13 protein-coding genes and 1 pseudogene are annotated in these 13,949 nt (G+C 67.5%); 6 read left to right on the forward strand and 8 right to left on the reverse strand.

The genetic code is table 11. The features are described from left to right. The first annotated feature begins 1 nt into the window (after position 1). On the forward strand, positions 2–223 hold the full coding sequence (locus AC5Y5Z_RS14330; RefSeq protein WP_463826489.1) for a hypothetical protein: 222 nt from the start codon (positions 2–4) through the stop codon (positions 221–223). Here AC5Y5Z_RS14330 and AC5Y5Z_RS14335 read toward each other — a convergent pair. The 6 genes and pseudogenes from AC5Y5Z_RS14335 to AC5Y5Z_RS14360 form a co-directional block, all read right to left on the reverse strand. Then, the gene (locus AC5Y5Z_RS14335; RefSeq protein WP_499925734.1) at positions 220–1,770 is read right to left on the reverse strand and encodes a class I adenylate-forming enzyme family protein; all 1,551 of its coding nucleotides are present in this window, start codon (positions 1,768–1,770) and stop codon (positions 220–222) included. The two genes, AC5Y5Z_RS14330 and AC5Y5Z_RS14335, sit on opposite strands and share 4 nt — an antisense overlap. Then, positions 1,767–2,711 (reverse strand): acyl-CoA dehydrogenase family protein, encoded by a 945-nt coding sequence (locus AC5Y5Z_RS14340; RefSeq protein ID WP_499925736.1) that lies wholly within the window; start codon positions 2,709–2,711, stop codon positions 1,767–1,769. The genes AC5Y5Z_RS14335 and AC5Y5Z_RS14340 overlap by 4 nt, the downstream gene beginning before the upstream one ends. Then, on the reverse strand, positions 2,708–3,865 hold the full coding sequence (locus AC5Y5Z_RS14345; RefSeq protein WP_463826486.1) for an acyl-CoA dehydrogenase family protein: 1,158 nt from the start codon (positions 3,863–3,865) through the stop codon (positions 2,708–2,710). The genes AC5Y5Z_RS14340 and AC5Y5Z_RS14345 overlap by 4 nt, the downstream gene beginning before the upstream one ends. Then, on the reverse strand, positions 3,862–4,311 hold the full coding sequence (locus tag AC5Y5Z_RS14350; protein WP_499925915.1) for an acyl-CoA dehydrogenase family protein: 450 nt from the start codon (positions 4,309–4,311) through the stop codon (positions 3,862–3,864). The genes AC5Y5Z_RS14345 and AC5Y5Z_RS14350 overlap by 4 nt, the downstream gene beginning before the upstream one ends. A 15-nt stretch (positions 4,312–4,326) precedes the next feature. Then, positions 4,327–4,947 (reverse strand): annotated as a pseudogene (locus tag AC5Y5Z_RS14355) (acyl-CoA dehydrogenase family protein); the annotation flags it as partial. Beyond that, complete coding sequence (locus AC5Y5Z_RS14360) at positions 4,944–5,993, reverse strand: acyl-CoA dehydrogenase family protein (protein ID WP_499925738.1); 1,050 nt, start codon at positions 5,991–5,993, stop codon at positions 4,944–4,946. The pseudogene AC5Y5Z_RS14355 and the gene AC5Y5Z_RS14360, both read right to left, overlap by 4 nt. Before the next feature lie 69 nt (positions 5,994–6,062). Here AC5Y5Z_RS14360 and AC5Y5Z_RS14365 point away from each other — a divergent pair, with 69 nt between their 5' ends. After that, positions 6,063–6,920, forward strand: a complete 858-nt coding sequence (locus AC5Y5Z_RS14365; RefSeq protein ID WP_499925740.1) for an LLM class flavin-dependent oxidoreductase — start codon at positions 6,063–6,065, stop codon at positions 6,918–6,920. Here the strand turns inward: AC5Y5Z_RS14365 and AC5Y5Z_RS14370 are convergent. Further along, positions 6,877–7,611, reverse strand: a complete 735-nt coding sequence (locus AC5Y5Z_RS14370; protein ID WP_463826482.1) for an SDR family oxidoreductase — start codon at positions 7,609–7,611, stop codon at positions 6,877–6,879. The two genes, AC5Y5Z_RS14365 and AC5Y5Z_RS14370, sit on opposite strands and share 44 nt — an antisense overlap. After that, positions 7,608–8,429 carry a FadR/GntR family transcriptional regulator gene (locus AC5Y5Z_RS14375; RefSeq protein WP_463826481.1) on the reverse strand — a complete coding sequence of 274 codons (822 nt, stop codon included), beginning with the start codon at positions 8,427–8,429 and terminating at the stop codon, positions 7,608–7,610. The genes AC5Y5Z_RS14370 and AC5Y5Z_RS14375 overlap by 4 nt, the downstream gene beginning before the upstream one ends. Before the next feature lie 87 nt (positions 8,430–8,516). Between AC5Y5Z_RS14375 and AC5Y5Z_RS14380 the strand changes: the two genes are divergently transcribed. The 4 genes from AC5Y5Z_RS14380 (at position 8,517) to AC5Y5Z_RS14395 (ending at position 13,929) form a co-directional block, all read left to right on the forward strand. Next, positions 8,517–10,925 (forward strand): CaiB/BaiF CoA-transferase family protein, encoded by a 2,409-nt coding sequence (locus AC5Y5Z_RS14380; protein ID WP_499925917.1) that lies wholly within the window; start codon positions 8,517–8,519, stop codon positions 10,923–10,925. Positions 10,926–10,936: 11 nt separating this feature from the next. After that, positions 10,937–11,128 (forward strand): ferredoxin, encoded by a 192-nt coding sequence (locus tag AC5Y5Z_RS14385; RefSeq protein WP_463826480.1) that lies wholly within the window; start codon positions 10,937–10,939, stop codon positions 11,126–11,128. A 96-nt stretch (positions 11,129–11,224) separates the two neighbouring features. Beyond that, positions 11,225–12,355, forward strand: coding sequence for an aromatic ring-hydroxylating oxygenase subunit alpha (locus tag AC5Y5Z_RS14390; RefSeq protein ID WP_463826479.1), 1,131 nt, complete (start codon positions 11,225–11,227; stop codon positions 12,353–12,355). Between the two features lie 8 nt (positions 12,356–12,363). Beyond that, positions 12,364–13,929, forward strand: coding sequence for an AMP-binding protein (locus AC5Y5Z_RS14395; protein WP_499925744.1), 1,566 nt, complete (start codon positions 12,364–12,366; stop codon positions 13,927–13,929). Positions 13,930–13,949 lie beyond the last annotated feature (20 nt).

Here is a 13,949-nt window from a genome sequence, read left to right on the forward strand (position 1 = left end):
CGTGAAAGCCGTGGTCGTAACACTCGTCGAGTTGCTCGTGATCATCGTCGCCATGGCGGCGTGGGTGTTCGTGGACGCCAGAGCCCATGCCGGACGCGGCCGTCCGATCATCTCGTCATACGGCTCGCTCCAACTGAACACGCCGATCGCGTGGTTCCTGGCCTGCCTGGTCATGTGGGAGACGTTCTTTCCGCTCTACCTGGACACTCGGGCCTTCACCTAGCAGCTGTCAGTGGCAGTGTGGTTCACCGGAACACCGGCGTCACCGCCCTCGCGCGCCGCGATCAGCGCCGAGCGATTCACCTTCGTCGCCGCGGTGCGGGGCATCTCGTCGACGAACTCGACGGTCTTGGGGACCTTGTAGGGGGCCAGACGGCTCTTGGCGTAATCGATCACCTGCTGCTCGGTCAGCGGCTCGCCGGCATGGGCCGATACCTGTACGACGGCGTGCACCCGGCGGCCCCACTGCGCGTCGGACAGACCGATGACGACGACGTCGGCGATGTCGGGGTGCCCGGAGAGGGCGGATTCCACTTCCGCCGGGAAGACGTTGGCCCCACCGCTGACGATCATGTCGGCGCGCCGGTCGGTGATGTACAGGAAACCGTCCTCGTCGAGATGGCCGATGTCGCCGGCGGAGCGGAAGCCGTCGTCGGTGGACGGCAGCGGTGGTGCGCCGCCCAGGTAGCGGTATCCTGCGCTCATCGCCGCCCGCAGGTAGATGTCGCCTTCCTCGCCCGGTCCCAGCGGCTTCTTGTCGGCGCCGAGAATCCGGATTTCGGTGTCGCGGAAACCACGTCCCACGCTGCCCGGGTGCGTCAGCCACTCGTCGCCGCGTAGCGCCGTGAGTCCAAGATTCTCAGTCATGCCGTAGGCGGTGATGATCTGCTCGGGGCTCAGCAATTCGAACCAGGTGCGCAACAGTGCCGGCGGCATGACCGCGGCGCCTTGCAGGATGAACACGACGCTGGACAGGTCGCGCTGCCGGATGTCGGGCAGCGCTGCCACCCGCGCCAGCATGGTCGGGGTGGCGGTGAAATTGGTGATCCGGTAACGCTCGATGGTGTCCACAAACAGTGGCGCGTCGAACTTTTCGAGGATCACCAGGCGGTCGCCGCCCAGCAGCATCAGAAAGGTCGCGAATCCGTTGGTGTGATACATGGGAGCCGGAACCATGATCCGCTGCGGCTTGGCCACCGGTGTCCAGTTCGACAGGAACGGCTCACCCTGCTGCGGAATCCACAGCGACGGCGCCAGGTTGAGGATGACCTTCGGCACTCCGGTGGACCCGCTGCTGCAGATCCCGTTCGCGGTGGGGGAAACGGCTGTGGGCAGCGGGCTTTGGGATTCGGCCGCGGCCACTGCGTCGAGTTCCCACCGGCTGGTGTCGTCGACCACGACAACCGGGTCGATCACTTCGCGCACCCGGTTACGTTCCCATTCGGGCAGATCCCAATGCATCGGGATCGGAACGGCGCCGATCTTCCAGCAGCCCAGCGTGGCCAGCACCAGGTGCACCGAGTTCGGAATGGCAATGGCGACAAAGGAACCGGTCCCGGCACCGCGGGCGGCCAGTGCACGTCCCCATTGGTTGGCGCGGGCGTCGAGTTCGCCGAAGGTCAGCGTTTCCGCGCTGCCGTCCAGCGCGACCACCGTCACCGCCGGGTCATCGTGCTGCTGCTCGGCCAATTGCTGGAGCTTGGTGCTGAAGGGGACGCCGTCGGCGAACGGGTTGACGGGCGCATCCGACGGTGCGGGCTGGGTGGTCATGCCGAGGCCCGCTCGCTGAACAGCGTTTCGAAGTGTCCCTCGCGCACATCGGCGATCAGCCGCAGGCTCAGCGCCTCCGGCCCCGCGGGCAACCGGATCAGCGGTTGGGTATGCCGGTCGAGCACGCTGACGTCGGATTCGTCACAGAATCCCAGCGCCCCGAGCAGTTGGTGCGCAGTGCGCAACACCTGCCGTGCGGTTTCGGCGGCCTTGAGCCGCAGTACCAGAGCGTCCGCCGAAAGAGTCCGTATGGCAACCGATTCCGGTCGGCAGATGGTGTACTTGGCCAGCTCGTGCAGTCCGCGCACCCCGACCGATGCATCCGCGACGGCGAATCGGACCGACTGGAAGTCCGCCAACGGCTTGCCGAACTGCACCCGGGCCTGCACATGCTCGGTGACGATGTTCAGCGCCCGCTGCACCGCCCCCAGAATCCGCCATGATCCCAGCACGAGATGAAGGTTAACGTCGGCGGCCGGCACGGTTTCGCCGGGTCCCTCGCACGCGCTCAAGGTCGCCGGCACCAGGAAGGGGCCGAGCTTGGCACCCGCGCGGGTTCCCGGCCGGGCGTGGTAGCTGTTGCCGTCCAGATCGGCGGCGATCCAGGTGCCCGCCAGATCGCCGTGGTCGATGCGCGCAGCCGCGGGGTCGACCAGCGCCAGCCGGGCGCCGTCGATCGCCAGCAGTTCCTCGACGAGCGGGTAAGGCAATGCCACCGCCCCGGCGACCTGGCACAACACCGCGGCAGCCAGCAGGTCGTCGGTCCCCGACCGCACGTCGAGGTCGAATGCACCGAGTTCGGCCAGAGCGTCGCGCGCCGCATGGCGGACGGTGTCGTCGGTTTCGGCGCGCAGTGCCGCCTGCGGCCCCCCCAACCGGGTCAGCCGCTTGGCGGCGACCGCTGCGAAATCGGCGATATCCTGCGGCAGTTCGGTATTCACCGGCGCTCTCCCAACACGTCGCGGGCCACCATCATGCGCTGGACTTCGATGGTGCCCGAGGCGACGGTGGCGGCCTGCGCATAGCGCCAATGGTCGTCGACCGCGCCGTGCAGTGCGGCGGTGGCGCCGCTGTCCAGCGCCGTGGGTCCCAGCACATCGAAGAGCAGCTCGGCGACCAGTTGATCGCAGGTGGTGGTGGCGATGCGGGCGGCGCTGGCCGCGGCGCCGGCCTGCGGATCGTCCTGCAGCGACACCGCGCGGTAAGCCATCAGCCTGGCCACCCGCAGATCGACGAGCGCCCGCACCCATCGGCTGCGGATCGATTCCGGTAACCGGTCCCAGTCATCGCCTAGCGCGGTCTGCATGCGGTCCAGCAGGGCCTCGCAGCGGGCGTAGCGCGCGATGCCGACGCGTTCGAACGCCAGCGCCTCGCGCATCACCCGCCAGCCGTCACCGGGCTCACCCAGGATGTCGTCGTCGGATGCCGGCACCCCGTCCAGGAACACCTCGTTGAGGTGATGCGGCCCGAGCATCGACGGGATGCCACGCACGGTGAATCCTTCGCGGTCCATCGGAATCAGAAACAGGCTGAGGCGCTTGGGTTTCGGCGCATCCGGGTGGGTGCAGGCCGCCAGCACGCACCACGACGCCATCCGGGCGTAGGAGGTCCACACCTTCTGCCCGTCGATGCGCCAACCGGTGCCGTCCGGCACGGCGCGGGTGCGCAGTGAGGCGAGGTCGGTCCCGGCTTCCGGCTCGGAGAATCCCTGACACCAGATCACCTCACCGGATGCGATGCCGGACAGGTGTTTTGCCTTCTGCTCGGCCGTCCCGTGCCGCATGATCGCCGGACCGACCCAGTTGATGCCCATGTACTGCGGTCCACGCGGCTCGTAGTTGGCCCACATCTCTTCACGCAGCACGGTCTGCTGCCAGATCGAACCGCCACCGCCGCCATGTTCTTTCGGCCACGCCAGCGCCAGCAACCCTTCGGACGCCAACAGCTTGCAGAACGACTCGGTGGTCGCCAGGTCGTCCGGATCGTCGGTGCAGGCGCCGAGAAAATCTTCCGGAATGTGGTCGGCTATCAACTGGCGCAACCGATTTCGCAGCTCACCGGCGTCGTCACCGAGATCGTAGTCCATCGTGGTCATCCCTTCGGCAGCCCGAGCACCCGCTCGGCGATGATGTTGCGTTGGACCTCGGAGGTCCCACCGTAGATGGTGGCGGCCAGCGCATCCTGGCGTTCGAACAGCAGGTCCGGGTCCGAGCTCGAAGCCGGACCGGCCGCGGCTGCGCTCAACTCCCAGACCCGTTGCAGCGTCAGCGATCCGAGGAGTTTCATGGTGTCGGCCTCCGGGCTGGGCCGCCCGGCGAGTTCGTTGGCCAGGGCGCGGTAGCCGGTGGCCCGCAGCGCCTCGGCGTCGGCGTGCAACCTGCCCAGTTCGGTGTGGACGTCCGGGTTGTCGCCGATGGAGGCCAGCCCGCGTTTGATCTCGACCCAGTTCATGATCCAGATCATCTGCCGCTCATGGTGTAACGACGCCAGCGCGACATTCCAGCCGCCGTTGCACGGACCCAGCAGGTTGGCTGCCGGCACCTCGACGTCGTCGAGGAAGACCTCGCAGAACGTCTCGTCGGAGATCGAGGCCATCCGGATGGTCTCGATCCGCACCCCCGGTGACTCCAGGTCGAGGATCAGGCAGGAGATGCCGCGGTGCTTCGGCGCGTCCGGGTCGGTGCGGGCATACAGGGTGCACCACCGCGACAGGTGGGCCTGGGTGGTCCAGATCTTGTGGCCGTTGACCCGGAACACCTCGCCCTCGCGCACGGCACGGGTGCGCAAACCGGCGAAATCGGACCCGGCCTCCGGTTCGGACATGCCCAGGGCCCACCATTCGTCGCCGCGCAACGCGGGAACCAGCAGGCGCTCGATCTGTTCGGGCGTGCCGAACTGGCGGATGCCCGCCGCCGCAACGTTGGGCCCGGCGATATTGGGTAGCTTGGGCGCACTGCGCAGTGCCGCCTCGATGCGGATCTCCATGGCGTCGCGCAGGCTCAGTGAGCGCCCGCCGTGCTCGCGCGGCCAGGTGGGTTGTATCCAGCCGGCCTCGAAGGCGGCCCGTTGATAGTCGCGCCGCAGCGCTATGTCCCAGCGGTACTCCCGATAGCGGTCGTGATAGTCGCCGGGCAGAAAATCGGTCAGCCACGCACCGAATTCGTCGACCACCGTCATGGCGCGCCTCCCGCCAGACGCCGGCCCACCTCGGTGTACAGCGCGCGGCTGTCACCCAGCAGCGACGCGTTCTGCCAGGCGTGCCGGACGAACAAGTGCGCGTCGTGTTCCCAGGTCTGACCTAGCGCGCCGTGCACCTGGACCGCTGTGCGCGCGCACTGGGCGGCGGCATCCGCGGCCGCCGCTTTGGCCATGGCCGCCGCGGTCCAGGAGGACGACCCGGCGGCGGCGTAGGTGAGGCTGCGGGCGCGCTCGAGGCTGACGTAGTTGTCGGCGAGCGCGTGCTTGATGCCCTGGAACGCGCCGATCGGGGTGCCGAACTGCCGCCGCGTCCTGGCGTGCTCGACGGACCGCTGCAGGGCTGCGCCCGCTACCCCGATCAGGTCGGCGGCGACCGCGACCAACGGTGCGGCCAGGGCGGATTCGATGCTGTCGACGGGTGCGACGGCCGCCGGTGCCGCGTCGATATCGGCGTCGGCGACGGGTTGGGCGGGATCGGTGGACTCGCCGGCCCGGATGGTCACCCCCTCACCGGCGCGCACCACGGCAGCGACCGGCCCGTCGTCGGAGGTCGCCAGTGTGACGATCAACTCCGCGCGGGAACCGTGCGGTATCGCGACCGCCCGTCCGTGCACGCGGCCGTCCTGAAATGTCATCGGTGCGCCCGGTAGCCGCACACCGGGGGAGTGCACGGCCAGGGTCGCCACTACCCCGGAGGTGATCTGCGCCAGCATCTCGTCGACTGCGGGACCCGCGGCACGCAAAACCCCTGCGGCCAGCCCGACCCCGCACAGCAGCGGCACGGGCGCGAGCGCCGCGCCGCACTCCTCGAGGACCACCGCGAGCTCGACCGGACCGAATTCACCGTCGGAGTCACGCGCTGCCAGTTCGGTCCAGCCGAGGTCGACGACCGTCTTCCACAGGACACGCCACCGTTCGGGGTCATCGAGGGCCTGCCGGGCGGCATCGGGCGGGCACTCGGTGCGCAGGATGGCGCGCACGGTGTCGCGCAGCGACAACTGCTCCGACGTCAGACCAACATCCATAAGACCCCTAACATAACAAAAATAGTAAACTAGCGACCCACGCGCAAACGGACATGGTGAGGTGGTCGGATGGTGGAGTGGTACCTGTTTCTGCCGCAGGTTCGGCTACCGGTGGCCGACATCGTGGACCGGGCGAAGCATGCCGAGGCCGGCGGGTTCGATGGGATCGCTTTCATCGATCATCTCGAGGCGCCCGGGCAGCCGGGTGAAAACATCTGGGAGGCAATGGGCGTCGCCGGCTGGGTCGCCGCGAAGACGCAACGGTTGCGGGTCGGTCATCTGGTGCTGTGTGACGCTTTCCGGCATCCGGCGGTGCTCGCCAAACAGGCCGTCACCCTGTCCGAGGCGTCGGAGGGCCGATTCGAACTGGGCCTCGGGTCCGGATCCTGGCCTGCGGAGTTCACCAAATTCGATGTCGGTCAGCAGGATCCGGTTGCCCGGGTCGAGCAGCTCGGGCGACACCTGGGACTGATCAAGCAGTACTGGGCCCGGGACCAGCATCCCCGGCCTACGTACCCGATACCGCTGGTCCTGGGTGGCAGCGGCCCGCGGATGATGAAACTCGTTGCTGAACACGCGGATTGGTGGAACCTGCAGGCAAATCACCTCGACCGGCTGGCCCGGCTGTCCGACGCCACCGGCTCGGCACGGATATCGGTCCAGCAGATGGTGGGCTTCGTCCGCTCGGGCAGCGATCCCGAGCAGGTCCGCGAGGTCAGCACCCGACGCTTCGGCCACCTCGGCCCTGGGTTGGTGTGCGGCGACGCCGACGAGCTGACCGCCCACTTCGCCGCGCTGGCCGCGCAACGGGTCGAACGCTTCTACGTGTGGTTCGCCGATTTCGCCGCCCCGCAGTCACTGGCTGAGTTCGGTGAATCGGTGATCAGGAAGTTCTCTGGGCCTTTGCTCGCCGGCGGGCTTCGGTAGGCACCACCGGGGCGCGGGCGTACGGCCCGCGCTGCACGGCGCTGAGCCGGATTTCCGGCAGGTCCACCGAGGGGTCCACGGTGTCCAGCCAGGCGACCGTCTCGGCGATGTCGGACACCTGGATCGCGTACATCTCGAACGGAACATCTTGCAGCATCTCGGTTTCCACCGGACCCGGCGTCACCAGGTGCACCGCGATACCGTCGCGGTCGACCTCCAGCGCCAAGGCCCGCGCGAACGCGTTCATGCCGGCCTTGGACGCGGAATATGCGGTGCGGCCCATCATCGGTTCGTGCGAGGCCGAGGACGAAATGAAGATCAGCCGCGACCCGGGCCGCATCCGCGGCAGTACCGCGGAGGTCAGCACGAAGCACGAGTCGAGATTGGCCGAGATGATGGTGCGCCACTGCTCGAAAGTCTGCTTGCGCGCGTACGTTCCACCCAGCGCGCCGGCCGCATGGACGACGAGGTCGATGCGTTCGAGTGGGCTCAGCGCGGCGGCGAACTCATCCGGGTCAGCCGCATCGGCGACGATGGCGCGGGCACCGACCTCGGCGGCCGCCGCACGCAACGGGCCTTCGCGCCGCGCCAGCACCACGACGTCATAGTCGAGCTGACAAAGCTTGGCGGCGCACGCTTTTCCAATGCCACCGCTACCGCCGGTGACCAGAGCGGTTCGTCGAGTGGTCAAGGGCGCCGGAGGTCCCGCGGCCGGGACAACGCTTGCGGCGACAACGCATAGATCCGCTGTTCGGCGCGGCCGGACAAGACGTAGGTCTGGGTGTCGGCGAGGTGCCGACCGGCGATACGGCGTGCCCGGTCCACGTCGCCCTCGGCGATCGTCTCGGTCAGCTTGATATGGGTGTTCAGCGCGGCCCGGCGCCTGGTCGGCGACGGGTAGGTGCCGCTGGCCGAACTTTCGTCGGCCCATTGCTGTTCGTGGCTGGACCACAGCGTCTCCAGGCTGCCCACCACCGCGATGATGGTGTGGTTGCCGCAACCCCGCACGATGAGGTTGTGAAATTTGCGGCCGATCTCGGTGAAGAGCCGCCCGTCTTCCAGGTTTTCCGCCATCTCGTCGTTGACCTGCTTGAGTTCGGGCACCAGGGTGTCGGCCCGGTCGGGCCGCTGGGCCGCCAGCGCCGCACAAGCGGGCTCGAGTTCCTGCAACGCGGCGCCCAGATCGCTGACGACGACGTTCTCACTCTGCAGCAACAGTCCCAACATGTAGGCGGCGCTGGTCTTGGCCGGTGCGTGCACGACCGCGCCGCCCCGGTTTCCGCGCCGCACCGAGACCAGTCCCTCGGTCTCCAGGATCCGTAGCGCTTCGCGCAGCGAGACCAGGCTGACCTTGAACTGATCGACGAGCACTTCCTGGCGTGGCAGCAGGTCGCCATCGGCGAGCTCACCGTCGATGATCTGGCGGCGCAACTCGTCGGCGACGATCTCGGCGATCCGCGGCGCGGACAGCCGGCGGCGGGCGTCGGGCCCAATACCCAGAGCAGTCATCCGGTTCCTCGCAACCTGCAGCAGGAGAGAGAACACGGTTGCTGACCCCGCGAACTCGTCTGGCTTAGCTATTTTAGCAGTAATGGTATAAATAGCCGCGTGAGTCACGGGGCCGATAACCGGCCGACGCCGCTCGACGATCTGCGAGTCGTCGAGATCAGTGACCGCCTGGCCGGCAGCTATTGCGGGAAGCTGCTGGTGGACGCCGGTGCGGTGGTTCGCAAAGTCGAACCGCCGCAAGGGGATCCGCTGCGGCGCTATTCCGCGACTTGCTCGCCGGTGCCGGACGGCGCAGCCGGCCCGTTGTTCAGTTACCTCAATGCCGGCAAGAGCAGCCTGGCCGTGTCGGCCGATTCCGAGCGCTTCCGCGCCGAACTCGCCGGCGCAGACGTCGTCGTGGTGGCCACCGGACGCGCCCGGGCGGCCGCGCTGGGGATCGACCCGCAGCGGCTGCTGGCACGATCCCCGCAGGCGGTCGTCGTCACCATCTCCGATTTCGGTTGGAGCGGCCCGTTCGCCGATCGCGCTGCCACCGAGTTCACCCTGCAGGCGTGGTCGGGGTGCACGGGTTTCCGCGGCGATCCGGCCGGTCCGCCCATCTCGATCGGGGGTGAGCTCGGGGAGTACATGGGCGGTGTGTATGCGGCATTCGGAGTGCTGGCCGTGCGTCGCCGCGTCGAGCACGGCGGACCGGGGGAGCACCTGGACCTGTCCATGCTCGAAGCGATCACGGCGATGCAGAGCAGCGAATGGCTGCATTCCCAACTGCTTCGGGTGCCGCCGATCCGGCGCACCCTCGAGGTGCCCTCCATCCTTGCCGCCCAGGACGGCTACGTCGGCATCACCATGGTCACCGGGCAACAGTGGCTCGACTTCACCGCAATGGTCGAATGCCCGCAGTTCGAAGACATTCCGCAGCTGCGCTTCCAGATCGGTCGCTGGGAGTACCGCGACATGATCTACGAAGCGATCGGGCCGTGGATGGCGCAGCGCACCGTCGCCGAGATCGTCGAACTCGGCCAGCTCTTCCGGCTGCCGATCGCCCCGCTGGGCAACGGCGCCACCGTCCGGGACATGGACTATATGACCGAACGGGGCGTGTTCGTCGCGAATCCCGCCGGTTTCCACCAGCCGCGGCCACCGTGGCTGATGTCGCGCTGTGCTCCGGCACCGCCGCGCACGTCGCCCGGACTCGGGGACGGGAACGGTCAATCGGCATGGCAACAAAGGGAATCCGGACCAGTGTCGCCCGGAGCCGGGCTGCCGCTGCAGGGTGTCCGCATCGTCGACCTCACCGCCTTCTGGGCCGGCCCGGCCGCCACCCACCTGCTAGCCGCATTCGGCGCCGACGTCGTCAAGGTGGAGTCGATCCAGCGTCCCGACGGCATCCGGTACTCGGGTGGCATGCGTACCGATGTCGACGACTGGTGGGAATACGGCTGGGTGTTCCATGCGATGAACACCAACAAGCGTTCCGTCACACTGGATTTGGGGTCGGCGGAGGGTCGGCGGCTGTTCACCCGGCTGGTTGCCCAGGCTGATGTGGTGATCGAGAATTTCTCGCCGCGGGTGATGGAGAACTTCGGCCTCACCGCCGACGTCATGCTGGAGATGAACCCTGAACTCGTCGTCGCCCGGATGCCGGCTTTCGGGCTGGACGGTCCGTGGCGGGACCGAGTCGGATTCGCGCCCACCATGGAGCAGATCGCCGGCCTGGCCTGGGTGACCGGTCTGCCGGAGACCCCGCCGGTGACCCCGCGCGGTGCCTGCGATCCACTGGCCGGTGTGCACGCCGCGTTCGCGGTGCTGGCAGCGTTGCATTTCGCCGAACGCACCGGGTCGGGACAGCAGGTCGAGCTGCCGATGGTGGAAACGGTGTTGAATACCACCGCAATTCAGCCGATCGAATACGAAGTTTTCGGCAAGACCCTGACCCGGCGGGGCAACCGTGGGCACGGCGGTGTGCTGCAGAACCTGTATCGGTGTGCGGGGCCGGACGACGAGTGGATCGCGGTCAGTGTGTGCGACGACCGGCACTGGGCGGGTTTGGTCGACGTGCTGGGCGCGCCCGCCTGGTCAGCCGACGGACTGTCCACCGCGGCGGACCGACGTGCGCGGGCCGACGAGATCGATGACAGGTTGCGGGACTGGTTCGCCGGCCAGCCGCGGGACAGCGTGGCGGAACGGCTGGCGGGTGCGGGTGTTCCGGTGGCACCGGTCGTCTCGCCGTCCTCGGTGACCGAGAACGTCCAGTTGCGGGAGCGCGGCTTCTTCGAGGCGCTGGAACATCCGCGAACCGGACCCGGCCTCTATCCCACGCCGCCGTTCGCGCTGCTGGCCGGTCAACAAAACTGGCTGAGTCGCCCACCGCCGACGTTGGGCGAGCACAATGAAGAAGTACTGCGCGATCAGTGCGGGCTGACCGAGGAGGAACTCGCGCACCTTGCCGCCAGCGGGGTGATCGGGACCCGACCGGTCGGCGTCACGGCAAAGTAAGGGGACATCTGATGCGCGTGATCGTTGATCCGGACATGTGCGAGGCCAACGGGTTCTGTGAATCGCTCGCCGCCGACATCTTCGAGTTGGGCGATGAGGACGTGGTGCAGATCGCCGACGGTCCGGTGCCCGCCGACCGCGAGATCGATGTGCGCGCGGCGGTGGACCAGTGCCCGCGGGCGGCGTTGAAGCTCATCGACTGAACCCCGATGAGCGGCCGCGTTGACGTTCAATGTCTAAGATAGTAAAAATAGACATTGGTCGTCGAACCGCGGTGAAGCGTGGGCAACGGAGAAGTCGTGACGGATACATTTTCAGACCTGGCCGCGGACTCGGCGGCCGAAGATCCCTCGGAACGGGAGTTCGGGCCGTCCGGTATCGCGCTATCCACCTATCGCTTTCCGACGGGTTGGTTCATCGTCGGGTTCGCCTCTGACCTGGCCGCCGGCGAAGTCAAGCGGGTGCACTACTTCGGTGAGGAATTGGTGCTCTTCCGCACCAAGTCCGGCAAGGTGAACGTGCTGGACGCCTACTGTCAGCACCTCGGCGCCAACATGGGTGTCGGCGGGACGGTCGAGGGCGAACACATCGTCTGCCCCTGGCACGGCTGGCAGTGGCGCGGTGACGGCACCAACGCCCTGATCCCGTACAGCAAGATCGGTTGCAAGAACAACGTCCGCATCCGCACCTACCCGACGACCGAGTGGTACGGATTCATCCTGGTCTGGCACGAACGCCACGGCCGCGCGCCGTATTGGCAGCCGCCGGTGCTGCCGGAGTTGGAGACCGACGAGTACTACCCGCTGCACCCCCACACCCGGATGGTCAACCGGGTCAAGGTGCACGCGCAGATGATCATCGAGAACGCGGCCGACCCATACCACGTCCAGTACGTGCACAAGGCGGCCAACCCGGCCAACACCGCGTCGTTTGAGGTGTCCGGTTATCACCTGCACGCCACCGTCAAGGCCCACTTCGGCGGCGGCCGGGCTAAAACCTGGCTGACGCCGAACGGGCCGGTCGACGCCAAGATCATCTACGACAACTACTCGCTCGGGTTGGGCATCGTGCGCTTCCCCAGTGACCTGGTGCAGACCTGTCAGGTCACCGGCCAGACGCCGGTCGACGAGGACTACACCGATTACTTCTATACCCAGGCCTCGCTGCGGGAGCCCGGCGACAGCGGCGACAAGCCCACCGGTCGCGCCGCCAAATTCCTTGCGCTGCAACAGGAAGTGATCAAGCAGGACTTCTTCACCTGGGAGAACATGAAGTACCTGGAGAAGCCGAACCTCGCGCCGGAGGAGGCGCATGACTATGCGGCCCTGCGTCGCTGGGCGCACCGCTTCTACCCCGGTGCCGCGCCGTCGCCCAAAGACTTCGGGTACACCGCCGACGGCGAGCCGGACCCGGCCGCCGCTCCGGCCTGATCCCGCCGGTGTCTCCGGGCCCGGGTGATTTCGGTGTCGACGAGTTCACGGTGCCTGCCGTGCTCGATCGTCGGGCCGAGCAGTTCCCGGACCGGGTGATGATGTCGGTGGCCGGTCTGGACATCACGTTCGCCCAGCTACGCCGGCGTTCTCTTGCCGCGGCGGCTCTACTCGCTGATCTCGGTGTGGGACAGGGCGATTGCGTCGCACTGTTCACTGCGACGTGCCCGGAATGGATCTACTTCTGGCTCGGTGCGGCCCGGATCGGCGCAGTGAGTGCCGCGGTCAACGCCGCCAACAAGGGCGACTTTCTGCTGCACAACCTGAAGTTGTCGCAGGCCAAGGTAATCGTCACCGACGCCGAGCGACGGACCCGCCTCGACGAGATCGCCGCGCAACTGAGCACTGATGTTGTGGTGCTTGACGATTCGCTCACCGGGGCACTGGACCGCGAGGTATCGGTGCCCGCGAAGCCCGCCGCTGCCGGCGACCTCGGCGCGCTGTTCTTCACCTCCGGCACCACCGGGCCGTCGAAAGCTGTTGCCACGTCCTGGCATTACCTGTTCACGGTGGCGGCGACCGCAGTGTCGGCCTGGGAGTTCGCGGCGGGGGAGACCCTGTGGACCGCGATGCCGCTGTTTCACCTGAGCGCGGCGCCGGTGGTGCTGGCACCGATGCTGGTCGGCGGTACCACGGTACTGGCCGAAGCTTTTCATCCGGGCGAGGTGTGGGACGACGTGCGCTCCCACGATGCCGTCGGGTTCGTCGGTGCGGGCGCGATGGTGTCCATGCTGCAGAACCTGCCCGCCGATCCGCGCGACGCGCAGTTGCCGTTGCGGTTCATCTCGGCGGCGCCCATCGATGCCGTGTCGTACCGGTCGATCGAGAAGCGGTACGGCTGCGCGGTCGTCACCATGTACGGCATGACTGAGGCATTTCCGATTGCGGTCAACGGCGTTGCCTACGAGGGTGTTCCGGGGACATCCGGGTGCGCGAATCCGAACTTCGAGGTCCGCATCGTCGATGCCGACGGCGTCGAATGTCCGACCGGATCGGTGGGGGAGATCAGTTGCCGGCCCCGGTATGCCGAAGTGATGAGTCAGGGCTACGTGCGGCCTGGCGACGACGCATTGCTCGTGGACCCCCATCCGGAGTGGTTCCGCACCGGTGACCTGGGCAGGTTCGACGACGGCGGCAACCTGACGTACGTGGACCGCGTGAAGGACTCGCTGCGTCGCCGCGGTGAGAACGTCTCCTCGGTGGAAGTGGAGGCCGTGCTGGCCAGTCATCCGGCTGTGCAGGAAGCCGCCGCCGTGGCAGTGCCCAGTGCGCTGGGGGAGGACGACATCCTGTCAGTTGTCATGTTAAGGCCGGGTGCGGCAATGGATTACGTGGAGCTGCTGGATTTCTGCGCCGCGCGCATGCCGTACTTCTGTGTGCCCAGGTACATCGATACCGTCGATGAACTTCCTAAGAACGTCATCGGCCGCGTCCGCAAGGACGTGTTGCGGGCCCGGGGCTTGACGGCGGGGGCGTGGGACCGGGAAAGCCACGGATACACAGTGAGCCGATGAATACACACCGCAGGAAAGGC

The organism is Mycobacterium sp. NGS29 (assembly GCF_059812965.1).